The organism is Acidovorax sp. A1169, assembly GCF_030704685.1.
Classification (GTDB): domain Bacteria; phylum Pseudomonadota; class Gammaproteobacteria; order Burkholderiales; family Burkholderiaceae_C; genus Acidovorax.
Genome location: NZ_JAUZDX010000022.1, coordinates 76,988 through 99,717, shown reverse-complemented (window position 1 = coordinate 99,717; position 22,730 = coordinate 76,988). Strand labels below are relative to the sequence as shown.

Annotated in this window: 19 protein-coding genes, 1 other RNA gene and 1 riboswitch; of the genes, 10 read left to right on the top strand and 10 right to left on the bottom strand. The window is 68.4% G+C overall.

Annotated features, from left to right (window positions below; genetic code table 11):
* Window positions 1–63 precede the first annotated feature (63 nt).
* On the top strand, window positions 64–834 hold the full coding sequence (locus tag QYL93_RS26690; protein ID WP_305746515.1) for a helix-turn-helix transcriptional regulator: 771 nt from the start codon (window positions 64–66) through the stop codon (window positions 832–834).
* A gap of 19 nt (window positions 835–853) precedes the next feature.
* On the opposite strand, the gene QYL93_RS26685 is transcribed toward QYL93_RS26690, so the two are convergent.
* Entirely contained in the window at window positions 854–1,855 is a 1,002-nt protein-coding gene (locus QYL93_RS26685; protein ID WP_305746514.1) for an MBL fold metallo-hydrolase, read from the bottom strand.
* A 48-nt stretch (window positions 1,856–1,903) separates the two neighbouring features.
* Window positions 1,904–2,587, bottom strand: a complete 684-nt coding sequence (locus tag QYL93_RS26680) for a glutathione S-transferase family protein (RefSeq protein WP_305746513.1) — start codon at window positions 2,585–2,587, stop codon at window positions 1,904–1,906.
* Window positions 2,588–2,684: 97 nt separating this feature from the next.
* Here QYL93_RS26680 and QYL93_RS26675 point away from each other — a divergent pair, with 97 nt between their 5' ends.
* Complete coding sequence (locus QYL93_RS26675) at window positions 2,685–3,629, top strand: LysR family transcriptional regulator (RefSeq protein WP_305746512.1); 945 nt, start codon at window positions 2,685–2,687, stop codon at window positions 3,627–3,629.
* On the opposite strand, the gene iaaH is transcribed toward QYL93_RS26675, so the two are convergent.
* The 3 genes from iaaH to QYL93_RS26660 form a co-directional block, all read right to left on the bottom strand.
* A complete protein-coding gene (iaaH, locus tag QYL93_RS26670) occupies window positions 3,626–5,182 on the bottom strand; it encodes an indoleacetamide hydrolase (RefSeq protein ID WP_305746511.1) in 1,557 nt (518 codons plus the stop codon). The genes QYL93_RS26675 and iaaH overlap by 4 nt on opposite strands.
* Before the next feature lie 110 nt (window positions 5,183–5,292).
* Entirely contained in the window at window positions 5,293–7,632 is a 2,340-nt protein-coding gene (locus tag QYL93_RS26665) for a cytochrome P450/oxidoreductase (RefSeq protein WP_305746510.1), read from the bottom strand.
* Between the two features lie 69 nt (window positions 7,633–7,701).
* Window positions 7,702–8,508 (bottom strand): IclR family transcriptional regulator, encoded by an 807-nt coding sequence (locus QYL93_RS26660; protein ID WP_305746509.1) that lies wholly within the window; start codon window positions 8,506–8,508, stop codon window positions 7,702–7,704.
* Window positions 8,509–8,603: 95 nt separating this feature from the next.
* Between QYL93_RS26660 and QYL93_RS26655 the strand changes: the two genes are divergently transcribed.
* The 3 genes from QYL93_RS26655 (at window position 8,604) to QYL93_RS26645 (ending at window position 11,253) form a co-directional block, all read left to right on the top strand.
* Window positions 8,604–9,584, top strand: a complete 981-nt coding sequence (locus QYL93_RS26655) for a tripartite tricarboxylate transporter substrate binding protein (protein ID WP_305746508.1) — start codon at window positions 8,604–8,606, stop codon at window positions 9,582–9,584.
* 120 nt (window positions 9,585–9,704) lie between these two features.
* On the top strand, window positions 9,705–10,676 hold the full coding sequence (locus QYL93_RS26650; RefSeq protein WP_305746507.1) for an MBL fold metallo-hydrolase: 972 nt from the start codon (window positions 9,705–9,707) through the stop codon (window positions 10,674–10,676).
* Window positions 10,648–11,253 carry a histidine phosphatase family protein gene (locus QYL93_RS26645; protein ID WP_305746506.1) on the top strand — a complete coding sequence of 202 codons (606 nt, stop codon included), beginning with the start codon at window positions 10,648–10,650 and terminating at the stop codon, window positions 11,251–11,253. Before QYL93_RS26650 ends, QYL93_RS26645 begins: the two co-directional genes overlap by 29 nt.
* On the opposite strand, the gene fnr is transcribed toward QYL93_RS26645, so the two are convergent.
* A complete protein-coding gene (gene fnr, locus QYL93_RS26640; RefSeq protein ID WP_305746505.1) occupies window positions 11,250–11,969 on the bottom strand; it encodes a fumarate/nitrate reduction transcriptional regulator Fnr in 720 nt (239 codons plus the stop codon). The two genes, QYL93_RS26645 and fnr, sit on opposite strands and share 4 nt — an antisense overlap.
* A gap of 172 nt (window positions 11,970–12,141) precedes the next feature.
* On the opposite strand from fnr, the gene hemN reads away from it, so the two are divergent.
* From hemN to QYL93_RS26620, 4 genes are all read left to right on the top strand, one after another.
* Entirely contained in the window at window positions 12,142–13,524 is a 1,383-nt protein-coding gene (gene hemN / locus QYL93_RS26635; RefSeq protein ID WP_305746504.1) for an oxygen-independent coproporphyrinogen III oxidase, read from the top strand.
* Window positions 13,525–13,526: 2 nt separating this feature from the next.
* Window positions 13,527–14,258 (top strand): sulfite exporter TauE/SafE family protein, encoded by a 732-nt coding sequence (locus QYL93_RS26630; RefSeq protein WP_305746503.1) that lies wholly within the window; start codon window positions 13,527–13,529, stop codon window positions 14,256–14,258.
* 353 nt (window positions 14,259–14,611) lie between these two features.
* Window positions 14,612–15,940 carry a DUF3391 domain-containing protein gene (locus QYL93_RS26625; RefSeq protein ID WP_305746502.1) on the top strand — a complete coding sequence of 443 codons (1,329 nt, stop codon included), beginning with the start codon at window positions 14,612–14,614 and terminating at the stop codon, window positions 15,938–15,940.
* Window positions 15,937–18,408: a bifunctional diguanylate cyclase/phosphodiesterase gene (locus QYL93_RS26620; protein WP_305746501.1), complete on the top strand. Its 2,472-nt coding sequence runs from the start codon at window positions 15,937–15,939 to the stop codon at window positions 18,406–18,408. Before QYL93_RS26625 ends, QYL93_RS26620 begins: the two co-directional genes overlap by 4 nt.
* Before the next feature lie 25 nt (window positions 18,409–18,433).
* On the opposite strand, the gene QYL93_RS26615 is transcribed toward QYL93_RS26620, so the two are convergent.
* The 4 genes from QYL93_RS26615 to QYL93_RS26600 all read right to left on the bottom strand — a co-directional run bounded on the left by QYL93_RS26615 (window position 18,434) and on the right by QYL93_RS26600 (window position 20,440).
* Window positions 18,434–19,249 (bottom strand): sulfite exporter TauE/SafE family protein, encoded by an 816-nt coding sequence (locus QYL93_RS26615; RefSeq protein ID WP_305746500.1) that lies wholly within the window; start codon window positions 19,247–19,249, stop codon window positions 18,434–18,436.
* A gap of 269 nt (window positions 19,250–19,518) precedes the next feature.
* A non-coding RNA gene (gene ssrS, locus QYL93_RS26610) (6S RNA) lies at window positions 19,519–19,700 on the bottom strand.
* A 102-nt stretch (window positions 19,701–19,802) separates the two neighbouring features.
* Entirely contained in the window at window positions 19,803–20,219 is a 417-nt protein-coding gene (locus tag QYL93_RS26605) for a cell division protein ZapA (RefSeq protein WP_305746499.1), read from the bottom strand.
* Window positions 20,216–20,440 (bottom strand): hypothetical protein, encoded by a 225-nt coding sequence (locus QYL93_RS26600; protein ID WP_007858570.1) that lies wholly within the window; start codon window positions 20,438–20,440, stop codon window positions 20,216–20,218. The genes QYL93_RS26605 and QYL93_RS26600 overlap by 4 nt, the downstream gene beginning before the upstream one ends.
* A gap of 36 nt (window positions 20,441–20,476) precedes the next feature.
* A riboswitch (cobalamin riboswitch) is annotated at window positions 20,477–20,716 on the top strand.
* Window positions 20,717–20,802: 86 nt separating this feature from the next.
* Between QYL93_RS26600 and QYL93_RS26595 the strand changes: the two genes are divergently transcribed.
* The gene (locus QYL93_RS26595) at window positions 20,803–22,692 is read left to right on the top strand and encodes a TonB-dependent receptor domain-containing protein (RefSeq protein ID WP_305746498.1); all 1,890 of its coding nucleotides are present in this window, start codon (window positions 20,803–20,805) and stop codon (window positions 22,690–22,692) included.
* Window positions 22,693–22,730 lie beyond the last annotated feature (38 nt).

The window sequence follows — 22,730 nt, the reverse complement described above, 5'->3', positions numbered from 1 at the left end:
GATGTCCCTACAGTAGCGGCTGGCCAGCACCATCGCTGTGCCTAAGCCTCGCACCCTCCCGCCATGTACCTGAGCCATGCCCGCGTAGAAATGCTGTCCCGCCTGATGGGCCGGCTGGAGGCTGCCGAACTGCCTGGCAGCGCCCCCTTGCGGCTGGCCGTAGGCAGCGACCTGCTGGCCCTGCTGCAGGCCGACCATTTCGCCTCGTACGCCTGGGACGACACCGCTCAGCGCTTTGGCGACCGCGCCTCCATCCACATGGACGACGCCAACCTGCAGGCCTACGAGGCGTACTACCAGTACCGCGACCCCATCACCCACCAACTGCGCCAGCGCCGCGAGCCCACCCTGGTCACGCAGATCCTGCCCCAGCACGAGCTCATGAAGACCGAGTTCTTCAACGACTTTCTTGCACGCGACGGCCTGCACCACGGCGTGAACCTCTTTGCCTGGGACGGCGAGCGCAACCTCGGTGACCTGCGCATCTGGCGCAGCCGCCAGCGAGGGCCGTTCGACCGCGACACGCTGGATTTGCTGCGGTTGGTGCAGCCGGCGTTCACCGGTGCGCTGCGGCGGCTGCGTGAGCGGCCGGTGGACACGGCGCTGGACGCGCCTGTACCCGCTTCACCCGACCCCTGGCAAGGCCTCAACGGCCGCGCCCGCGAAATCGCCCAGGCCCTGTGCGCCGGCTGGCCCGACAAGAAGATCGCGGCGGAGCTGGGGATTGGCTACTCGACCGTGCGCACGCATGTGGATGCGTTGTTCGAGCGGTTTGGGGTGCATAACCGGACGGAGTTGGTGCAGCGCCTGTTGGGGGCGGGGCGGCCGCACTGAAGTTCGACCAGGCAGTTGCTCAATCCCCGGCCCGATACCGGTAGTCCACCGGCACAAACGCATACTTCCCCTTGCCCTCATCGCGCAGATAGCCCACGCCCGGGTAGGGGATGTGCGCCGCAGCCACCATGCGCCGCTCTTTCGCCAGACGCGCGAACTGCTGCTTGCGCTGCGCCTTGGCGTCGTGGGGCACCACGTCGTAGACGATGGTCACGTCCGGCCGGGGCATCTGCACCGATTGCACGTGCAGGATGTCGCCGATGAATTCCAGCGCCTCGCCGCCCTTGCCCTGCAGCACGAAGAAGGCGTGGCCGGGCGTGTGGCCCGGGGTGGGGCGTGAGCGGATGCCAGGCACCAGCTCCACCGCGCCGGCGAAGGGACGCACCTGGCCCGATTTCACGTAGGGCGCCAGGGCCGTGGTGGCCTGCTCGAAATAGGCCTTGTCGTAGCCGCGCACGCCCTGCTGGTTGGCGGGGGCGAGGAAGAAGTCCAGGTCTGGCTTGCCCACGTGCACCGTGGCGTTGGGGAACACGCGCTGGCCCTGTGCATCGACCAGGCCGCCGCTGTGGTCGGTGTGGATGTGGGTCAACAGCACGTCGTTGATCTGCGCGGGCTCCACGCCCGCAGCCTTCAAGCTGGTCACCAGCTTGCCGCCCGCACCGGGGCCGAAGAAGGCGCCGGCACCGGCGTCGACCAGCGCCAGGCGGTCACCCGCGTAGACCAGGTAGGCGTTGATCGAGGCCTCTACCGGGTTGGCAATAAAGCCGCGCTGCAGCGCCTTGTCGGTCTGTGCGGGCGTGGTGTTGGTGAGCAGGGCGTGCAGGTCCTGCGGCACCGAGCCGTCGGACAGGGCGACGACCTGTACGCCGCCCACGCTGAAGCGGTAGAAGCCGGCCTGTTGGGTTGCGGTGGGAACGCTGGCCGGGGCGGCAGGCGCAGCGGCCTGGGCGATGGCCAGAACGGGGCCGAGCAGCGATGCGGCGACGGCCAGTGAAACGAGAGAACGGCGTGTAGTGGTCATGTCTTGGAATGGATGGAGTGAGGGAACGTCTTGAGAGGAGCCGTGGGCTCAGGCAACGCGGCCATGCGGAAACAGCTGGGCCTTGGCATCGGCATCGAGTTCGGCCTTGAAGGCATGCTGCGTGGCCAGGGCCATGGCCGCGATGGCGGCGGGCCGGGCATTGAGTTCGTCGAAGTGGCGCTTGATGTTCGGGAACTTCGCCCACGCCGCGTCGCCCAGCAGGTAGTGCAGGCCGCCGCACCAGCCCCAGAGCGACATGTCGACGATGCTGTGGTGGTCGTCGCCCAGCACATAGCGGCGCGTGGCCAGGCGTGCATCGAAAAGCGCCCAGTGGCGCTCGGCCTCGAAGAGGTAGCGGTGCAGCGCATACTCCTTGGGTTCGGGGGCGTAGTGGGTGAAGTGCACGGCCTGGCCGGTGAAGGGGCCCAGGCCCGTGGCGGCCAGCATCAGCCACGACAGCATCTCGGCGCGGCCCGCCGCGCCGGGTGTGCCCAGAAAGCGCCCGGTCTTCTCGGCCAGGTGCAGCAGGATGGCGGCGCTGTCGAACACCACCGCATCGCCATCGACCAGCGCCGGCACCTTGCCGTTGGGGTTGATGGCGCGGTAGGCGGCGGTGTGCTGCTCGCCCTTCGAGGTATCGACGGGCACCATCTGGTAGGGCAGGCCCAGCTCCTCCAGCAGCAGCGCGACCTTGCGCGGGTTGGGTGTGGGGTGGTAATAAAATTGGATCATCTGAAGCTCACAGTCGGTGCAGTGGAAAGGTGCGCAACGATAGGGCGTACCGGCGCCGCAGCGTGAGTCGGAATTGCCGATAGGAGGTATAGGCACCATGGATATCCGGCGTTCCGATCTACCGCTGTTGATCTCGCTCGATGCGCTGCTCGATGAGCTCAACGTCACGCGCGCTGCGCGGCGCCTGAACATCAGCCAGCCCAGCCTGTCGGGCCAGTTGGCCAAGCTGCGCGACCTGTTCGAAGACCCCCTGCTGGTGCCCGCCGAGAACGGCCGTGGCATGGTGCCCACGCACCGCGCGCTGGAGCTCAAGCCCCGCTTGAGCGAGGCGCTCAACCAACTGCGCGGGGCCGTGGAGCTGGGCGACAGCTTCGACCCTGCCACCGCGCGCCGCGCCTTCGTGATCGCCGCCAACGACAGCGTGTTCAGCATCCTCGGCCTGGCAGCGCTGGGCCGCATCGTGGGCATCGGCAACCCGGAGCTGCGCGTGAGCTTCGTGCCTGCGGCCGACTCCGGGCTGGTGGAGCGCATGGAGCGCGGCGAGGTGGACCTGTACCTGGGCGACGTGGGCAAGGTGCCGGGCCCGCTCAAGTCGCGCTTTCTGATGGGCGACCGCTTCGAGATGGCGCAGCGCATCGGTCACCCGCGCGGCAATGTGGCCGCCACGCTCGACGAATACTGCGACCTCTCGCATGTGCTGGTCTCGCAGGTGGGCCACCCGCACAGCCAGATCGACGACCTGCTCGCGACCCTGTCACGCAGCCGGCGCGTGGTGGTCACTGTGCCCAGCTACAATCAGGTGGCCCTGGTGCTCACCCACACCGACTGCGTAGCCACCCTGCCCAGCCACCTGCTGCGCCGCTACTCGCAGATCTTGGAGATACTGCCCGCGCCGTTCGAGATACCGCCCTTCAACCTGGCCATGGCCTGGCACACCCGCGCGCAGGCCGATGCGGGGCACCGCTGGCTGCGCGAACTGTTCGTCACGGCGGTAGCGGAGCAGGCGGGTGAAGAAGCAGTCAACCCGCCTGCGCAGGATTAGAGCCTGGGCGCGGGCAGTCTGCCCAGCACTTTCTCGATTTCCAGGCCAATGGCCAGCAGCCTGCGGTCGCTGCCCACGGGCCCGTCAATCTCCAGCCCCACGGGCAGTCCGGCGCTGGTCAGGCCGGCAGGCACCGAGAGGCCTGGGATGCCGGCATTGCTGCCGGGGTCGGTGTTGCGGATGAAGGTGGCGAATGTGTCCGCATCCGCGCCGCCGTTGACCTTGACGGTGGACGAGCCTTTGGCTCGGTCCATGGGTACGGCCGGCAGTGGCGTGGTCGGGAACAGCAGGGCATCGAATTGGCCCTGCGCAAAGGTGGTGGCATACAGCGCTTGCAGCTGCGGCCGGTGCACGGCCATGGCCTCGGGGTACGCGGCGCCAAAGGCATCGGCTGTGATGGCGCCGAAGGCGCCCTGCACGTCGGGGCTGGCGACCTTGGCTGCCACCTCGGCCACCGTTTTCACGGGCGCGTTGTTGGCTGCCAGGTAGGCGGGCAGGTCGGCCACGGGCTCGTGCAGCGCGATCTGGAACGACATCTTCTCGTTGAGCGGCAGCAACTGCGCCATGTCCACCTCCACCAGCGTGGCGCCGGCCGCGCGCAGTTGGGCCAGGGCGGCATTCACCACCGTGGCCAGCGAGGCATCGAGCCCCGCCCACAGCGGGCGCGGCAGGCCCAGGCGCACGCGGGCCAGCGGCATGGCGGGCAGGCTGGCGTCGCCGGTGATCACCGCGTCGAGCAGAGCCACGTCGGCCACGGTGCGGCCCATGGGGCCCACGGTGTCGCGCGTGTGACTGATGGGCACGACGGCCAGCGGGTCGTGGTAGCGGCGCTCGGCCCCGCCGTTGCCGACCGAGGGGCGCAGGCCCACGATGCCGCACAGGGCCGCAGGCACGCGGGTGGAGCCGCCCGTGTCGGTGCCCAGGCCTGCCGCCACCATGCGCGCGGCAATGGCTGCGGCCGTGCCGCCCGATGAACCGCCGGGGATGCGCGTGGGGTCGTAGGGGTTGCCCACGGCGCCCGCGAACGGCGAGAAATTGGTGCTGGTGATGCCGAAGGCCAGCTCGTGCAGGTTGGCCTTGCCCAGCACGATGGCGCCTGCGTCGATCAGTTTTTGCAGCGAGGGCGCCGTGCGCGCTGGCCGAAAGCCCTGCAGCGCGGGCGTGCCGCCCGTGGTGGGCAGGCCGGCGGTGTTGATGTTGTCCTTGGCCACGATCACCAGCCCTGCCAGCGGGCCCAGGGCTGCACCGGATGCCCGTGCCGCATCGATGCGCCGCGCGGCGGCCAGGGCCCCCGCTTCGTCGAGGGTGATCAGGGCATTAAGGGACCGCAGCGCCTTGGCGCGCGCCACCAGGGCGGCCACATAGTCCACGGCCAACAGCCGGCCGCCCTTGATCTGTGCGATGGCCTGCGCGGAGGTCAGCTGGGTGAGGTCCGATGGCGTGGATGCCGTGCTCGCGCAGGCGGCCAGCCAGGCAGGGGCGGTGAGGGTGCCGGCCAGGGCGCCAGTGCGTTGCAGAAACCGGCGGCGGGGCTCGGGCGAGGGGTGGCTCATGAAGGCGCTCCTGAAGGTCGATGGCATGGAGTCTTCAGGTTATCGGCGCATGGCCGGGCGCGGTATCCCCAGGATTGAGGAGGCGGGCCCCCAACGGAACCAGCCTTCCCTCACAGAAAGAGAACGACGCGCTCCCCCGCTGCCCGCGAGCAGCAGGCCATCATGCGCTGGTTGGCCTGGCGTTCGGTCTTGGTGAGCACCTTGTCGCGGTGGTCGATGTCTCCGCCCGCCACCTGCACCTCGCAGGCGCCGCACAGGCCCTCGCCGCAATCGCAGGGCACATCGACGCCCGCGGCCTGCAGCGCCTGGAGCAGGGTCTGGTGGCGGGGCACCTCGATGGTAAGGCCCGAGTCCTTGAGTTCGGCGAAGAATGCGTGCTCCTTGCTCGGGTCCAGCGCCGCGTTGTCGGTGCTGAAGTGCTCGAAGCGCAGCACGCTCTCGGGCCACTGCTCGCCCAGGGCTTCGAGCTCGGCGATCAGGCGGTCGGGCCCGCAGGCATAGACGCGGGTGCCGCCGGCCACATGCCGCAGCATCGCGGGCAGGTCCATGCGCTGGCCCTCGGCCTTGACGTGCAGGGTGGCGTGGCCCGCATGGTCCTTGAGTACCCGGTCCAGCAGCGCCATGTTCTGGCGCGAGCGGCCCGCGTAGTGCAGCGCGTAGGGCAGGCCCAGGGCCTTTAGCCGGTCTGCCATGGCCAGGATGGGCGTGATGCCGATGCCCGCGGCCAGCAGGATATGGTGGGCGCCAGCTTCGTCGATGCGAAACAGGTTCTTCGGCCCGGCTAACTGCAGTTCGTCGCCAGGCTGCAAGGTGTCGCAGAAGTGCCGCGAGCCGCCGCGCCCACCTTCTTCGCGCTGCACCACGATCTCGTAGCAGCCCGGGTGGGCGCCCGCGCCGCACAGCGAGTACTTGCGGCGGTGGCCCCCGGCGATGAGGTCGATGTGCGAGCCTGCAGTCCAGGCCGGCAGGGGCGTGCTACCGGCAGCGGCGATCACGAAGCGGTACAGGCCATCGCCCTCGGAGATCTTGTCCTTGAGGACCACCGCGCGGGCAATGCCGTCCTTGGGCGGCGGGCCGATCTGGAACCTGGCGAGGACTGCAGGCGCCTTGTCGGTCTGGCGCTCGGGGTTCTGCAGCGGATCCCAATGCACCCACAGCGCCGACGGGCCGCGGAACGAGGTGTTCGAGAGGAACTCGAACTGCTGCCCTTCGACGAGCGCGATGTGCGGCAGGCGGCGCACGAATTCTTCGAGGAAGATGCGCATCTGCATGCGCCCGATGTTCTTGCCCATGCACTGGTGCGCGCCGTAGCCGAAGGTCAGGTGCTCGACGGCGTTTTCGCGGTGCAGGTCGACCCGGTCCGGGTCTTCGAAATGGCTGGCGTCCGCGTTGGCCGATGCCTGGAACAGCAGCAGCTTGCCACCCTGGGGGATCGCCACGCCGCCGACCTCGGTGTCGCGCGTGGCCATGCGCCGCCAGGCGATGATCGAGCCCGCCACGCGCAGGCATTCCTCCACCGCGTTGGGGATCAGCGCGGGCTGCGCGCAGATCTCCTCCCATGCGTGGCGGTGCGATAGCAGGGTCATGAAGGCGTTGGCCGTGGCGTTCGACGTGGTCTCGTGCGCAGCGGCCAGGATGGCCATCATCATCGAGCGCAGGTACGACTCGGTCACGATGTCCGGGTGCGCGTGGTGCTGGCGGATGGAGTCGTACATCCAGCCCTGGCCGTCGGGTTGGGCCATCATGGTGTCCAAGATGCCCTGCGCGGTCTGCCAGAAGCGGCCCACGTTGTGGGCGATCTCCAGTTGCTCCTGCGCCGTGGGCCGGCCCCAGGTGTTCAGGGTGTGCGCCACCGCGAAGTTGCGCAACTGCTCGGCCCCTTCGTCCGGCACGCCCAGGAAGTGCAGCGCGATGGTCAGCGGAATCTCGTAGAACATGTCGGCCACCAGGTCCGCGCGTCCCTTGTCCACGAAGCGGTCCATGTATTGGCGCGCCAAGTCGCGGATGGGCTGCTCGTAGTCCATCAGGCGCTCGGGCGTGAAGGCGTCCATCAGCAGGCGCCGGCGCGCCATGTGGTCGGGCTCGTCCTCGTTGACCATGGTGCGGTTCATCGCGAAGCCATAGCTCTTGAGGATGGCCAGCACCTCGTCGGTGGCGGGGGTGATTTTTTCGAGCGCGACCGAGGGCGAGAACAGGAGGTTGTCGCGGAACACCGCCTTCACGTCCTCGTAGCGCGTCACCACCCAGTAGCCCAGCTCGGGGCTGTAGAAGACGGGCTCATCCTCGCGCGCCCAGCGCACCACCTCGGCCGGGTTTTGCTGGTAGCTGGGCGCGAACGGGTCGAACGCCGCCGCACGCGCGCTCACGGGGCAGCCCGTGGGGCTTTTCTGGGCGGCGGCCATCGCCGCATGGTCGACCGGGCAGCGGGAAACGTTGGCGGGGGCTGTCATCGTGAATCTCCTTTTGCGTAAATGTATTACGCAATGTGGTTGCAAAGATTCGGGTTAACCCTTGGTTTGCTATGTCCCCTGATAGCCCATCGCGCGGCTGATCAGTCGGGCCTCTTGCAGCAGTGCGGGGCAGATGGCGCCGTCGGGCCGCAGGTCGAATCCGCCCGTGGCGCCCAGGGTGGTCAGGCAGGCGCACACATTGCCCGTGGCGTCGAAGACCGGGGCGGCCAGCGCGCTGATGCCCTTGAGCAGCGAGTCATTGGCCATGGCCCAGCCCCGCGCGCGCACCTGCTGGCGCAACTGCTCGACCGGGCGGGTGCCATCGAGCTGCGAGCGCCGCTCGGCAGAGGCCTCGGCCAGTTCCTGCTCGGCCATGTCGATCACCAGCCGGTCGCTGGAGAAACCCAGAAACACCCGGCCCGTGGCCGACCACAGCGTGGAGAGCACCGAGCCCGCGCGGATGTTCACCGTGACGGGCAGGGTGGGCTCTTCCATGCGCAGCACGGTGGCCCCCTTGTTGCCCATGACGGCCAGGAAGGCCGTGACCTCCAGCGCCTGGCGCAGCCGCTGCAGGGACGCCTCGCCCAGGCGGATGGGATCGCACTGGCGCAAAGCCGCCAGGCCGATGGCTATCGACTCCTGGGCCAGGTAGTAGTGCTGGTTGACGGGCGACTGCTCGACAAAGCCCTGCTGGCACAGGCTGGCGAGGTAGCGGTGCACCTTGGCGGGGCTCTCGTCGACCTCGGCGGCCGTGGCGGTGAGGCTGGCGGCGCCGCCCAGGCGCGTCAGCGCCTTGAGGACGCTGAGCCCCATTTCGGCCGATTGGACCCGTTGCCGGCGGTCGGCAACACGGCCGTTGGAGGGAAGTGTGGTCATGGTGTTTTGGTCGAAAACCTAGGGTAAACGCTGCCCCAGGCTATTACGCATAGCGGAGTAACATCACGCAGATATTAATCCCCTGAGGTGCAGACATGTTGAAGAATCGTCGCTTGTTGGCTGGAATGCTCGCTCTGCCGGCCCTGCTGGCCTGGGCCGCCCCGGCCAGCGCGCAAACCTACCCGGCCAAGGCCATCCGCTGGCTGGTGCCGTACCCGGCGGGCGGCGGATCCGATTTTCTGGCGCGCACGGTGGGCCAGCAGCTGTCGACCCAGGTCGGCCAGCCGGTGCTGATCGACAACAAGCCCGGTGGCAACACGGCCATCGCCGCAGTGGAGACGGGCCGGGCCACGCCCGATGGCTACACCATCCTGTCGGCCGACAACGGCACCATGGTGTTCAACCCCGCGCTGTACAGCAAGCTGACCTACAACCCCAGCAAGGATCTGTTGCCCGTGACCCTGATGGGCAAGTTCCCGATGATCCTGGTGGTCAACCCGGGCGCCGACTTCAAGGACGCCAAGGACTTTGTCGCCAAGGCCAAGGCCAAGCCCGGTGCCATGAGCTTCGGCTCGGCCGGCGCGGGCAGCCCGCACCACCTGGCGATGGAGCTGCTCAAGGTCGACGCCGGCCTGTTCATGACCCACATCCCCTACCGCGGCGCTGCGCCCGCGCTGACGGACCTGGCCGGCGGGCAGATCCCCGCCATGATGGTCGACCTGGCCGCCGGTGGCGCCTTCATCAAGGCCGGCAAGGTGCGCCCGCTGGCCGTGGCCAGCGCCAAGCGGCTGCCACAGCTGCCCGATGTGCCGACCTTCGCCGAACTGGGCTTCAAGAACGTCGAGGCGTCTGCCCAGGTGGGCATCGTCGCGCCCGCAGGCACGCCTGCGGATGTGGTGGCTTCGCTGCAAAAGCAGGTGGCCGCAGCCATCAACCAGCCTGCGGTCAAGCAAAAGCTGATCGACTTCGGCATCGAGCCCGTGGCGAGCACGCCGGCCCAATATGCGGACCTGATCCGCACCGAGACGGACCGGTGGCACAAGCTGATCAAGGCGCAGCGCATCACCCTGGACTGAACTGCCTCAACCCTGGCAAGACCCCATGGCGCCTACTGGTTTGCAGCGGGCCTGGTGCCATCGTGCGACTCCCCGTTACAGTTGAAAACCCATCAGTTCAACTCAATACCGGAGAGTTTCATGCTGTCACGTCGCCATTTCCTGGGTGCTGGGCTTGCCGCCCCTGCCTTTTACGCTGCGGGCTCGTTCGTGCCCGTGTGGGCGCAGAATGCGCCCAACTTCGGTACGCCCACCCTGCCCAACCCCGGCTTTCGGCGCATGAAGGTGGGCGATGTGGAGGTGGTGGCGCTGGTCGATGGCATCACGCGCCGCCCGCTGGGCGAGGAGTTCGTGAAGAACGCGCCGCTGGCCGAAGTGCGCGCGCTGCTCACCTCGCAGGGCCTGCCCACGGACTACATCGACGTGCCCTACACCCCCTTCCTGGTGGTGGCAGGCGGGCGCAAAATCCTGATCGACACGGGCCTGGGTGAGTTTGGCGGCCCCACCACCGGCAAGCTGCTGGAGAGCCTGGCCGCTGCAGGCCTGAAGGCCGATGACATCGATACCGTGCTCATCAGCCACTACCACGGCGACCACATCAACGGCATTCGCAACAAGGCGGGCGCGCTGACCTTCCCCAAGGCCAAGGTGCTGGTGCCGGCCGCCGAGCATGCCTTCTGGATGGACGATGCCCGCATGGCGGCCGCCCCTGCGGGCATGAAGGGTGCCTTCGAGAACGTGCGCCGCACCTTCGCCACCATGCCGGCCGACACGCTGGTGCCGTTCGGCGCGGGCACTGAGGTGGCGCCGGGCATCCAGTCCGTGGCGGCCTACGGGCACACACCGGGCCACACCCTGTTCGAGCTCAAGTCCGCCGGCCAGAACTTCATTTATGTGGCCGACCTGACCAATGTGCCGGCCCTGTTCGCCCGCAACCCCGACTGGGCCGTGACCTTCGACATGGATGCCGAGGCCGCACGCAAGGTGCGGCGCGAGGTGTTCCAGCGCATCACCGCCAGCAATGCCATGCTGGGGGGCTTTCACTTCCCGTTCCCGGCTTTCGGGCGCATGGCGGCATCGGGCAATGGCTATGCCTTCCAGCCCGCAGCCTGAAGCGGTCGTTGGCCGGCGCACCGTGCTGGGCGCCGGGCTGGCGTTGACCACGCTGCAGGCCTGGGCCGCTCAGGATTCAGAGGCCGAGGCCCTGCTGCGCAAGGGCGGGGTGGTGGCCGCGTTCCGCCATGCGATGGCACCCGGCACCTTCGATCCACCGGGGTTTCGCCTGGGCGATTGCGGCACGCAGCGCAACCTCAGCGAAGAAGGGCGCGAGCAGGCGCGGCGCACCGGGGCGTGGTTCAAGGAGCGCCAGTTGCAGCCCGCCAAGGTGCTTTCGAGCCCCTGGTGCCGCTGCATCGACAGTGCCACGCTGGCATTCGCCGCGCCCCAGGTGTGGCCCGCGCTGGGCTCGCCGCGCGGCGCGCCGGAGACCACCGGTGCCGGTCACCTGCGCGAGCTGCGCCAGGCGCTGGTGGCCGCGTCGGCGCGGGGCGCAAGCTTCGAGGCCTGGTTCACCCATATGTTCGTGCTGTCCGATCTGGCCAGCACCAACACCAGTTCGGGCGAGGCGCTGATCCTTCGTGCAGACCGCAGCGGCAAGACCGAGGTGCTGGCCCGCCTGCAAGTCTCTTAGCTACAGGTCTGCGAGTTGACGATGCGTTTCAACGCATCGGTATCCAGAATGCGCACATGGCGCTGCTTGACCTCGACGATGCCGTCCTCGGCGAACTTGGAGAAGGTGCGGCTCACGGTTTCGAGCTTGAGGCCCAGGTAGCTGCCGATTTCTTCGCGCGTCATGCGCAGCACCAGCTCGGACTGCGAGAACCCGCGCGCGTGCAGTCGCTGCACCAGGTTGAGCAGAAAGGCGGCCAGGCGCTCCTCGGCGCGCATGCTGCCCAGCAGCAGCATCACGCCGTGCTCGCGCACGATCTCGCGGCTCATGATCTTGTGCACATGGTGCTGCAGGGCCGTGACCTCGCGCGAGAGCTCTTCGATGCGGTCGAAGGGCATCACGCAGACCTCGGCATCTTCGAGCGCCACGGCGTCGCAGGTATGGTGGTCGTTCACGATGCCGTCCAGGCCGATGATCTCGCCCGCCATCTGAAAGCCCGTCACCTGGTCGCGACCGTCCTCGGTGGCCACGCAGGTCTTGAAGAAGCCGGTGCGGATGGCGTACAGCGAGGTGAAGGTCTCGCCGTTGTGGAACAGCGTGCCCCCGCGCTTGACCTTGCGCCGCACGGCCACGATCTCGTCGATGCGCGTGAGCTGCTCGTCGTTCAGGCCCACGGGCATGCACAGCTCACGCAGGTTGCAGTTGGAGCAGGCGACTTTGATGGTGAGCGGGTTCATGGGCACAGCAGCTGATTGGGGGTGCGAACGGATCGCATCCGGGGAGAGGAGCGTGGTGGTGGCTGACATGCATCAAATTGTGGGCCCTGCGACTCCGTGATCACTTGATCTGCGTCAAGGTGGGTGGGCAAAGGCTGCGGCACAGTCAGTACCCAACAAGGAACCGCTCCCCATGACCGCTGTGACGCCCGAACTTCTGAGCCGCTTCGACGTGCCTGGTCCCCGCTACACCTCCTACCCCACGGCTGATCGTTTCGTCGAGGCTTTCGGCGAAGACGAGTATGTGCTGGCACTGGCCCAGCGCAAGGCCGGTGCGCCGGGCAAGGCGCTGCCGTTGTCGCTGTATGTGCACATCCCGTTCTGCGAATCGCTGTGCTACTACTGCGCCTGCAACAAGATCATCACCAAGCATCACGACCGGGGCGACGTGTACCTGCGCTATCTGGCGCGCGAGGTGGAGCTGCACACGGCCCACTGCGGCACGGGCCAGGTGGTCAGCCAGCTGCACCTGGGTGGGGGCACGCCCACCTTTCTGTCGGACGACAAGCTGCGCGAGCTGATGGCGGTGCTCAAGCGCAGCTTCACGTTTGCGCCGGGCGGCGAATACTCCATCGAGGTGGACCCGCGCACGGTGACCCCCGAGCGCCTGGCGGTGCTGGCCGGGTTGGGGTTCAACCGCCTGAGCTTTGGCGTGCAGGATTTCGATGCCGACGTGCAAAAGGCCGTGCACCGCGTGCAGCCGGCCGCGCAGGTGTTTGCGCTGGTGGAGGCGGCGCGCAGCCTGGGCTTCGACTCGGTCAACGTGGACCTGATCTATGGCCTGCCCCGGCAGACGCCTGAATCCTTCGACCGCACGCTGGAGCAGGTCAAGCAGCTGCGGCCCGACCGCATTGCCCTGTATGCCTATGCCCACCTGCCCGAGCGCTTCAAGCCGCAGCGGCGCATCGTGCCGGCCGAGCTGCCTGCTGCGCCTTCCAAGGTGGCCATGCTCTCGCGCTCGCTGCAGCAGTTCATGGACGCGGGTTATGTGTACGTGGGCATGGACCACTTCGCGCTGCCCACCGACGCGCTGGCCGTGGCCAAGCGCCAGGGACGGCTGCACCGCAACTTCCAGGGGTACAGCACCCAGCCCGACTGCGACCTGATCGCCCTCGGGGTCTCGGCCATCGGCCGGGTGGGCGCCACCTACAGCCAGAATGCCAAGACCCTGGACGAGTATTACGACCTGCTGGACCAGGGCCGCCTGCCCGTGGTGCGTGGTCTGGCGCTGAACCGCGACGACCTGGTGCGCCGCGCCGTGATCATGGCGCTGATGTGCCAGGGCGAGTTGCTGTTCGAATCCATCGAGGCGGGCTGGCTGATCGACTTCCGGCGCACGTTTGCGGCCGAGCTGGAGCAGCTCGCGGGCCTGCAGGCGCAGGGCCTGGTGAGCGTGACCGACGAGGGCATCACCGTCTCGGCCATGGGTTGGTTCTTCGTGCGCGGCATCGCCATGGTGTTCGACCGCTACCTGCAGGCCGACCGCAACCGCGCCAGATTCTCCCGGATCATCTGACCATGCTGGCCACCCTGGGCTGGACCGCGCTGCTGATGGGCCTGGCCGGTGGCCCGCACTGCTTGGCCATGTGCGCGGCGCCGTGCGGGGCGCTGGTGGGGCAGGGTGGGGAACAACCCGTTCGCTGGGCCGGGCAGGGGGGCGCGGGGCTGGCTGAACCCGCAGCATCGCTTGTGCTGGGCCGGCTGCTGGCCTTCCATGGCGGGCGGGTCGCCGGCTATGCGGGCCTGGGCGCGGCCGCTGCGACCGCGATGGACAGCCTGGCCTGGCTGACCCAGCGCACCGCCGCGCTGCAGCCGGCCTGGACCTTCTTGCACCTGGCCATCATGGCCTGGGGTCTCTTGCTCCTGGTGCAGGCGCGCCAGCCGGCCTGGGTGGAGGGCCTGGGCCGCTCGGTGTGGCGGCGCGTGCAGCCCCTCACGGCGGGGGCGGGGGGCGTGGGTGCGGCCGGGCTGCTCTGGGCGCTGATGCCCTGCGGCCTGCTGTACTCGGCCCTGCTGGTGGCGGCGCTCAGCGGTGGGCCGGTGCAGGGGGGCGCCACCATGGCGCTGTTCGCCCTGGGCAGTGGCCTGTGGCTGGTGGGCGGGCCGTGGCTCTGGTCGCGCCTGCGCAGCCGCATCAACCATGCCCGGGCGGACTGGGGCACGCGCGTGGCCGGGGGGCTGCTGTGCGCGGCGGCCGGCTGGGCGCTGTGGATGGACCTGGTCTACAAGCCCTCGCTGTGGTGCCGGTGAGACAGTCGGCCCGCCAGGAGGTGAAGGACATCCCGCTGCTGCCACCCCCTGTTGTTTTGCGCGTCCTACGCAGTTGCACGGATCGCACGGGCGCTTGATCGGTGCATTGCCGGAGCTCTGCTCTGAGAACATGTTCTGGGGGCTGCGGCAGCAGGCGAAGCGAGGCTTTGGCGCAACGCTCCGGTGCAGGGTTTTCCCCGGGGATATTGCGCATTGCATCACCGAATTCGGGGCAGTATCGCCATGGCTATGTCCTATGACATTGCAAGACAAGACAGGCCTTCAGAACTGGTGATAATGGTGTAACCAATGGTGGCAGCGGTGCCGCCGTGCTTCCACCCGTACGCCCCGAAGTGAATTCTTCCATCCTCATCGACATCAGCCAGCTGCGCATCGGCATGTACATCCAGCTCGACCTGGGCTGGATGCACCATCCGTTTCCGGTGAGCAGTTTCCGGGTGGCGTCTGCCGAGCAGATCGCCACCTTGCGCGAACTGGGGCTGACGGAGGTGCGCTACGTCCCCAAGAAGAGCGATCCCGACCTGCGCGAGCTGGTGCTGCCCCCGTTGGGCAGCCCCGAGGAGGCGCCGCCCGCCAATGATCCAGGCGCCGAGCGGGAGGCGACGGCCCCCGCTCCGCTGGCTGTGCCACACGACCCCGCTGTGGACGAAGCCGCCGCCCGCAGGCGCCGGCAGCTGGAGGCGCAGAACCGCGCCCTGGCCCAGTGCAACCAGCGCTTTGGCGAGGCCACGCGCCGCTACGTGGCGCTGGAAAAGGTGGTCGTGGACCACCCCGAACGCGCCCGCACCGACGGCGAAGTGCTGGTGGCCGGCTGCGTCAGCGACCTGCTCAACAACGGCGATTCGGTGATCCGCCTGCTCTCCGAGGGGGTGGGCGAACCCGGTGCGCTGCACCCCGTGAATGTGCTGGTCGTCAGCCTGCTGCTGGGCAAGGCCCTGGGCATGATGGCCGAGGACCTGCAGGACCTGGGGGTGGCCGCCCTGATCCATGACGTGGGCAAGATGCGCCTGCCCGACGCATTCAAGAACGTGCAGGCCCACATGCCCGCGCCCGACCGCGCTCGCTACGAAGGCCATGTGCGCGAATCCGTGGCGCTGGCGGGCCGCATGGGCCTGGGCAAGCCGGTGCTGCTGGCCATTGCGCAGCACCATGAAATGGTGGACGGCAGCGGTTTTCCGATGCGGCTCACGGCGGCAGACCTCTCGCGCCCCGGCCAGGTGCTGGCGCTGGTGAACCACTATGACCGCCTGTGCAGCCCTGGCAGCGGCATGGGCGGGCTGACCCCGCACGAGGCGCTGTCCGTCATCTTCGCCCAGCACAAGGCGCGTTTCGACGCCGTGGTGCTGGGTGCCTTCATCCGCATGATGGGGGTGTACCCGCCGGGCTCCATCGTGCAGCTGGTCAACGACCGCTATGCCATCGTGGCCTCGGTCAACTCATCGCGGCCCCTGCGGCCCAAGGTCATCGTGCACGACCCGCGCGTGCCCAAGGACGAGGCGCCCATCCTCGACCTGGAGACGGTGCCCGAGCTCGGCATACGCCGCAGCCTCAAGCCTGCGCAGCTGCCGCGCGAGGCGCTCGACTACCTGTCGCCGCGCAAGCGCATCTGCTACTTCTTCGAGCGTGCCGTGGCCCCCGTCCCCGAAGAGGGTGGAGCGTGATTCGGCCGCTGCCGCAGGCATGGATCGACGGTTTGCTGGAGGCGGTATGGCTCGTCGATGAAAAGACCCTGTATATCCTGGCCGCCAACCAGGCGGCCGAGCACCTGACGGGCCTGAGCATTGCCGACATGCTGGGCACGCCGGTGACCCTGCTGGCGGCCACGCCGCAGGACCAGATCTTCTGGAGCCAGCCGGCGGCCGTGGTGGCCGACGGCATCCATTCGCACACCAGCGTGCTGCACGCCACCGGCATTCTGGTGGCGGTGGAGCGGCGCGTGACGCGCGTGCCCCGGCTCGAAGGCGGCACGGCCTTCCTCGTCACCATGGTGGACCGCAGCCACCAGCAGGCCACGGAGCGCGAGCTCGAAACCCTGCTCGCCGAGCTGCGTGCCACGCTCGATTCGGCCGCCGACGGCATGCTCGTGTGCGGCCTCGATGGCCGGGTGCGCGCCTTCAACCAGCGGCTGGCCCAGCTGTGGAACGTGCCGGCGCCGCTGCTGGTGCGCCGCGACGACGAGGCCTTGTTTGCCCACATGGCCGACCAGGTGGCCGACGTGCCCACCTATGTCGAGCGCCTGGCCGCCGTGGTGGCCGAGCCCATGCAGGAGAGCATCGACATCCTCGGGCTGCGCAACGGCATGAGCCTGGAACGCCGCTCGGTGCCCCAGTTCAGCCAGGGGCGTGCCGTGGGGCGGGTGTATTCGTTTCGGGACATCACGCGCCAGAACGAGGTGCAGGCCAGCCTGCGCCTGGCGGCACGGGTGTTCGAGTCGAGCATGGACGCGATCTTCATCGCCGACAGCCACCACCGCCTGATGCGCATGAACCCCGGCTGCGAGCGCCTGGTGGGCAAGACGGCGCGCGCCTTCGAGGGCGCGGGCGCAGCCTCGCTGTTCGGTGGCGGGCCCGATGCCGACTTCATGGCCCAGGTCGAGGCCGGCTGGGCGCGCGAGGGCTTCTGGGAGGGCGAGTTGTGGCTGCCGCGCGAGAACGACGCCTACTGCGCCGTGCAGCTGTCCTGGGTGGCGCTGCGCGACGACGAGGACCGGCTGGTGCAGAGCATCGGCTTCATGCGCGACCTCACCTTGCAGCACGCCGCGCAAAAGCGCATCGAAGAGCTGGCCTACAGCGACGTGCTCACCGGCCTGCCCAACCGGCTGCTGCTGTCGCAGCGCGTGGACACGGCGATCCAGGGCGCGCGCCAGAGCGACACCGGCTTTGCCATTTTGTTCCTGGACCTGGACCGCTTCAAGATCATCAACGACTCGCTGGGCCACCCGTTCGGCGACCGCGTGCTGCAGCTGGTGGCCGAGCGCCTGCAGACCTGCCTGCGCCAGACCGACATGCTGTGCCGCCTGGGCGGCGACGAGTTCGTGATCTACCTGCACGGCGGTGATGCCGTGGTGGCCGAGAGCGTGGCGCGCCGCATCCTGGATGAGATGCTGCGCCCCTTCACGCTCGACAGCATGGGCTTTTCGATCCAGTGCAGCATCGGCATGGCGCTGTACCCGCAGGACGGCAGCTCGCTGGACGAGCTCATCAAGCAGGCCGATACGGCGATGTACCAGGTCAAGGAACGCGGCCGGGGCAGCTACGGCTTCTACCAGCCGCAGATGAACGCCAACCTGCTCTCGCGCATGAAGCTGGAGCACGCCATGCGCCAGGCCCTGGGCGAGCAGCGCATGGCCGTGCACTACCAGCCGCAGGTGAGCATGGAGACCGGTGCCATCACCGGCGCCGAGGCGCTGATCCGCTGGACCGACCCCGAGTTCGGCTCCGTCTCGCCCGGCATGTTCATCCCGCTGGCCGAAGAATCGGGCTACATCGTCACGCTGGGCGCCTGGGTCATGGAGCAGGCCGTGCGTGAGGCGGCGGCCTGGATCCACAGCGGCCACCCCATCGTGGTGTCGGTCAACGTCTCGGCGCTCGAATTCCGCCAGCCCGATTTCGTGGAGCGGCTCACCCGCCTTTTGGCCGTGCACCAGTTGCCGCCCACACTGCTGGAGCTGGAGCTGACCGAAACCATTTTGCTGCAGGACGCCGCCGAGATGGAGCAGCGCCTGCACGAACTGGCGGGCCTGGGCGTGAGCCTGGCCATCGACGACTTCGGCACCGGCTATTCGAGCCTGGCCTACCTCAAGAAGCTGCCCATCCACAAGCTCAAGATCGACCAGTCCTTCGTGCGCGGCCTGCCCGACGACGATGGCGACCGCGCCATCGTCAGCGCCATCATCAGCATGGGCCGCGCGATGCGCATCGAGGTGGTGGCCGAAGGGGTGGAGACCGAAGTGCAGCGCGCCGTGCTGCAGCAGATGCACTGCGACCACTACCAGGGGTTTCTGTGCGCGCCCGGCCTGCCGGCCGAGGACTTTCGGCGCCTGCTGGGCCGGCCTACCGTGGCACCGCCCGGGGTGCCGGCGCCGCAACCCGTGGCTGTGAAGCCCGCTCCCGAGCCTGAGGGGGGCTGAGCATCCCTGCCCAGCCGGGCTTGTTTCAAAGGGACGAGAGGCCCTTGTACAGCATGTACGCGGCCAGGCAGAACAGCAGGCTGGCGAACACCCGCTTGAGCTGCTTGACCGGCAGGCTGTGCGCGGCCTTGGCGCCAAGCGGTGCGGTGAGTACGCTGCACACCGCGATCACGGCCAGGCCGGGCAGCCAGATGTAGCCCAGCGAGGCGGGTGGCAGGTTCTGCACGGTTTGCCCGCTGACGGCATAGCCCACCACGTTGGCCAGCGCGATAGGAAACCCGAGCGCGGCGCTGGTGGCCACGGCATTGTGGATGGCCACGTTGCACCAGGTCATGAAGGGCACGCTCACGAAGCCGCCGCCGGCACCCACCAGCCCCGACAGGAACCCGATCACGCCACCAGCGGCCAGTTGCCCGCCGGTGCCCGGCATCTGGCGCGAGGGTGCAGGCTTCTTGTCCAGCAGCATCTGGCTGGCCGAGAAGCTCACGAACAGCGCGAAGAAGATCGCCAGCGACGAGCCCTTGAGCAGCGCGAAGATGCCCAGGCTGGCCGCGAAGCCCCCGATCACGATGCCCGGCGCCAGGCGCTGGACGATGTCCCAGCGCACCGCGCCACGCTGGTGGTGCGCGCGCACGCTGGAGATGGAGGTGAAGACGATGGTGGCCATCGAGGTGGCGATGGCCATCTTCACCGCCAGGTCCGGCGCGATCTCGCGCGCGCCCAGGATGTAGGTCAGGAAAGGCACCATGAGCATGCCGCCGCCAATGCCCAGCAGCCCGGCGAGAAAACCCGTGCACAGGCCGAGGACGCCGAGTTCAACGATCAGGAGGGGGTCGAGCATGGGAAAGGGTGAGAGGGTTTTGAATGGAGCAGGACGCACCGCAAGGTGGCGCCAGGATTGTAGTGCGCGAGGTCTTGCGCCGCTGGCGGGGCACGCCCCATGTGTGCCTGGCCTGGACTCTTTGGATGGGTGCCTGCGGCTGCCCGCTGCGGCGCGCGCCATAGCTCTTGGGCAGGGCCAGTTTGCCGGGCCCGTCGCGTGCGGTGGCCCTGCTGCAAGGCCTGTGCAAAAAAATGGCTGCCGGATCGCTCGGGCAGCCATTTTGGGAATAGGTGTCTGCGGTATTGCTACCGGACCCTCATCCTGAACCGGGGGTTCAGGTGGGCGAGGGCAGCCAGGTGTTGGGTTCATCTGACGCGAGATGATCACGCTCCCCTGGCGATGTACCAAGCCCGTGCTCGTTGAGCATTGGTTCAAGGAAATATAAGACCCGGCGGCACCGCAGACACCTTTATTGTAGGCGCTGAAAATGCCCTTTGCAGCCGTTAGGCGATGTAAAGAAAATCTCCAGAATGTGTGCCGCTGATAGCGTGCGGCGCGGCGCTTTCCGGCTTTACAGCAGCCGCCCGTCGTCGCCCAGGGCCTGGTCCAGGCGCTGCACCAGGCTTTGCAGGCGCAGGGCCTCGTCCGCATCGGGTGGCAGCAGCGATTCCTGCACGCCGTTGCCGCTGTGCCGGGGCGGGGGCGCTGGCATGTCGTCGCCCATCGCCATGGGGGTGGCCATGGGCACGGGGTGGGGGTGGTCGGCCGCCTCGGCGAGGTCGGCGGCTTCGCGGTCGGCGATCTCGAAAGCGAGGTTCAGGGCGGCCAGCACCGCGATGCGTTCGCGGGCACGCACCTTGCCGGCATCGCGGATGCGCGTCATGGCGGTGTCCACGCGCTCCACTGCATCGAGCAGCCGGCTCTCGTGCCCCTCGGGGCAACTGAGCAGGTAGCTTTGCTGCAGGATCTGCACCTCGATTTGCTTCATGCGGCGTCTTTCGCGGGAGGGGCCTGGGGCAGGCGCTCGAGCAGGGCGTCCACACGCGAGCGCGCTGCGCTCAGGCGGGATTTCAGGGAGTCGCGCTCTTGGGTCAGTGCGGCCACCTGCTCGGACAGCAGGGCATTGGTGCGCTGCAGTTCGGCGTGGCGCACCAGCAGGCGCTCGACGCGCTCGGCGATCTGGTCAGTGGTCGATGGTGTTGTTGCCATACAGCCACCGATTGTAGGACGGCGGGTTGTAAACGGTCGTAAAATCACCGGGTTGGTGCTCGCGGTGTGGTTCACATGCTGCAGTTCAACGGGAAGCAGGGAGGTGGCGCCACGCATGGCGCGCCGAGCCTGCGCTGCCCCCGCAACGGTCAGCGGACGAAGCCTTCGGGCTTCTCTCTCCAGCCACATGCCACTGGGTGCCTTGAACAAGCACCTGGGAAGGCGTTGGGGAGTGTTCCGCCAGCCCGGATACCGGCCAACACGGTGGTTGCATGCGCCCTGGATTGCAGGGCGCGAGCAGCCGTATCACCCATTTCGCTGGCGGGAGGCCGGCACGGGTTTGTTTGCTGACGATTCGCCCCATGAAAATCCGTACCCCCCGTGCGTGCCTTGCTGCGTCCATCGCCAAGCCCCTGTGCCTGCGTCCCGCCCTGGTGGCGTTGGCCGTGCTCGGTGCCTGCGCCGCCCAGGCCCAGCAGGCCGGTGCCAATGGCTCCGTGCTGCTGGCGCAGAACCTGCGCGCGCCCTCGCTGAGCGAAACCGTGGTGACCGCCACGCGCACGCCGCAGCCCCTGTCCGACCTGGTGGCCGACGTGACCGTGATCGACCGCCAGACCATCGAGACCAGCGGCGCCACGGGCCTGGCCGACGTGCTGGCACGCGTGCCCGGTATCGAGATCTCGCGCAACGGCGGGCCCGGCACCACCACCGGCGTGTTCCTGCGCGGGGCGGAGTCGCGCTTCACCGCCGTCTACATCGACGGTGTGCGCATGGACTCGCAGTCCACCGGTGGCGCGGCGTGGGAGTCCATCCCGCTGGCGCAGATCGACCGCATCGAAGTGCTGCGCGGCCCGGCCGGCGCAGTGTATGGCTCCGACGCCATGGGCGGCGTGGTGCAGATCTTCACCAAGCGCGGCGAGCAGGGCGTGGCGCCCTACGTGGGCATCGGTTTTGGCAACCACGGCACGCGCAAGGCCGAGGCCGGCGTGAGCGGCGCCAGCGGCACCATCGACTATGCCTTCGGCATCGCACGCGAGGAGAGCAAGGGCTTCAACGCCCGCACCGTCGCCACGCAGAACCCCGACCGCGATGGCTACGAGAGCACCTCGGCCAGCGCCCGCGTGGGCCTGCAGGTCAACGCAACGCACCGGCTGGAAGCCACGCTGCTCGCCAACGACCTGGACAGCGGCTACGACAGCGGCCTGGGCAAGGATGACCGCAACCAGCACCAGCTGCACGCCCTGGGCCTGAACTGGCAGGCACAGTGGACCCCGCAGTACAAGACGCGGGTGCAGATCACCGATTCGCGCGACGAGTACCAGACCACGCCGTCCTTCTACCGGACCGAGACACGGCTGCGCGGCTACCTGTTCCAGAACGAATGGCGCCAGGGCCCGCACCTGGTGACGGCCGCGCTGGAGCGCCGCGAGGACCGCCTGGACAACGCCCCCATCGACCGCAAGCGCTCGCAGGATGCGCTGGCCCTGGGCTATGGCTACACCGCCGGTGCCCACACGCTGCAGGCCAACGTGCGCCACGACTCGGACAGTGAGTTCGGTGGCAAGGGCACGGGCAGCCTGGCCTATGGCTACACCTTTGCCCCGCAGTGGCGCGCCACGGCATCGGTGGGCACGGCCTTTCGGGCGCCCACGCTGTACCACCGCTTCAGCGAATACGGCACGGGCAGCCTGAACCCCGAGAGCAGCCGCAATGCCGAGCTCGGCCTGCGCTGGGCACAGGCTTCGAGCAGCTTCTCGGTGACCGCCTACCGCAACCGCGTGCAGGACCTGATCGTCTTCGGCCCCGCCGGGCGCTGCCCCTCCCCGCAAGGTTGCTATGCGAACGTGGCGCGTGCCGAATACAAGGGTGTGACCTTCGCAGGCTCCTACCGCCTGGGCAGCGTGCAGCTGCGCGGCTCGCTGGACCTTCAAAACCCGCGCGACCTCGATACCGGCAAGATGCTGGCGCGCCGCGCCAAGCGCCACGGCACCGTGGGCGCCGACACGCAACTGGCCGGCTGGACCGTGGGCGCCGAGGTGCAGGCCTCGGGCCGCCGTTTCGACACCGTGGCCAACACCTTTGTGCTGGGCGGCTACAGCCTGTTCAACCTGTACGCCAGCACGCGCATCGCACGCGACTTCACGCTGACCGCGCGGCTCGATAACGCGGCCGACAAAAACTATGAGCTGGCCCGTACCTACGCCACCCCGGGCCGAACGGTCTATGTGGGCGTGAAGTGGGCGCCGCTCTAAGCACAAAGACAACGAGAGAGAGCAGGGAAGGGAAGCAA

Bases quoted from the DNA above. Each gene is read 5' to 3' on its own strand.
- QYL93_RS26605 (WP_305746499.1), bottom strand. From the start codon at position 20,219: ATGAAGCAAATCGAGGTGCAGATCCTGCAGCAAAGCTACCTGCTCAGT.
- QYL93_RS26660 (WP_305746509.1), bottom strand. From the start codon at position 8,508: ATGACCACACTTCCCTCCAACGGCCGTGTTGCCGACCGCCGGCAACGG.
- QYL93_RS26680 (WP_305746513.1), bottom strand. From the start codon at position 2,587: ATGATCCAATTTTATTACCACCCCACACCCAACCCGCGCAAGGTCGCG.
- QYL93_RS26655 (WP_305746508.1), top strand. From the start codon at position 8,604: ATGTTGAAGAATCGTCGCTTGTTGGCTGGAATGCTCGCTCTGCCGGCC.
- iaaH (WP_305746511.1), bottom strand. From the start codon at position 5,182: ATGAGCCACCCCTCGCCCGAGCCCCGCCGCCGGTTTCTGCAACGCACT.
- QYL93_RS26630 (WP_305746503.1), top strand. From the start codon at position 13,527: ATGCTGGCCACCCTGGGCTGGACCGCGCTGCTGATGGGCCTGGCCGGT.
- QYL93_RS26595 (WP_305746498.1), top strand. From the start codon at position 20,803: ATGAAAATCCGTACCCCCCGTGCGTGCCTTGCTGCGTCCATCGCCAAG.
- QYL93_RS26665 (WP_305746510.1), bottom strand. From the start codon at position 7,632: ATGACAGCCCCCGCCAACGTTTCCCGCTGCCCGGTCGACCATGCGGCG.
- QYL93_RS26645 (WP_305746506.1), top strand. From the start codon at position 10,648: ATGGCTATGCCTTCCAGCCCGCAGCCTGAAGCGGTCGTTGGCCGGCGC.
- QYL93_RS26600 (WP_007858570.1), bottom strand. From the start codon at position 20,440: ATGGCAACAACACCATCGACCACTGACCAGATCGCCGAGCGCGTCGAG.
- QYL93_RS26690 (WP_305746515.1), top strand. From the start codon at position 64: ATGTACCTGAGCCATGCCCGCGTAGAAATGCTGTCCCGCCTGATGGGC.
- QYL93_RS26615 (WP_305746500.1), bottom strand. From the start codon at position 19,249: ATGCTCGACCCCCTCCTGATCGTTGAACTCGGCGTCCTCGGCCTGTGC.
- QYL93_RS26685 (WP_305746514.1), bottom strand. From the start codon at position 1,855: ATGACCACTACACGCCGTTCTCTCGTTTCACTGGCCGTCGCCGCATCG.
- hemN (WP_305746504.1), top strand. From the start codon at position 12,142: ATGACCGCTGTGACGCCCGAACTTCTGAGCCGCTTCGACGTGCCTGGT.
- fnr (WP_305746505.1), bottom strand. From the start codon at position 11,969: ATGAACCCGCTCACCATCAAAGTCGCCTGCTCCAACTGCAACCTGCGT.
- QYL93_RS26675 (WP_305746512.1), top strand. From the start codon at position 2,685: ATGGATATCCGGCGTTCCGATCTACCGCTGTTGATCTCGCTCGATGCG.
- QYL93_RS26650 (WP_305746507.1), top strand. From the start codon at position 9,705: ATGCTGTCACGTCGCCATTTCCTGGGTGCTGGGCTTGCCGCCCCTGCC.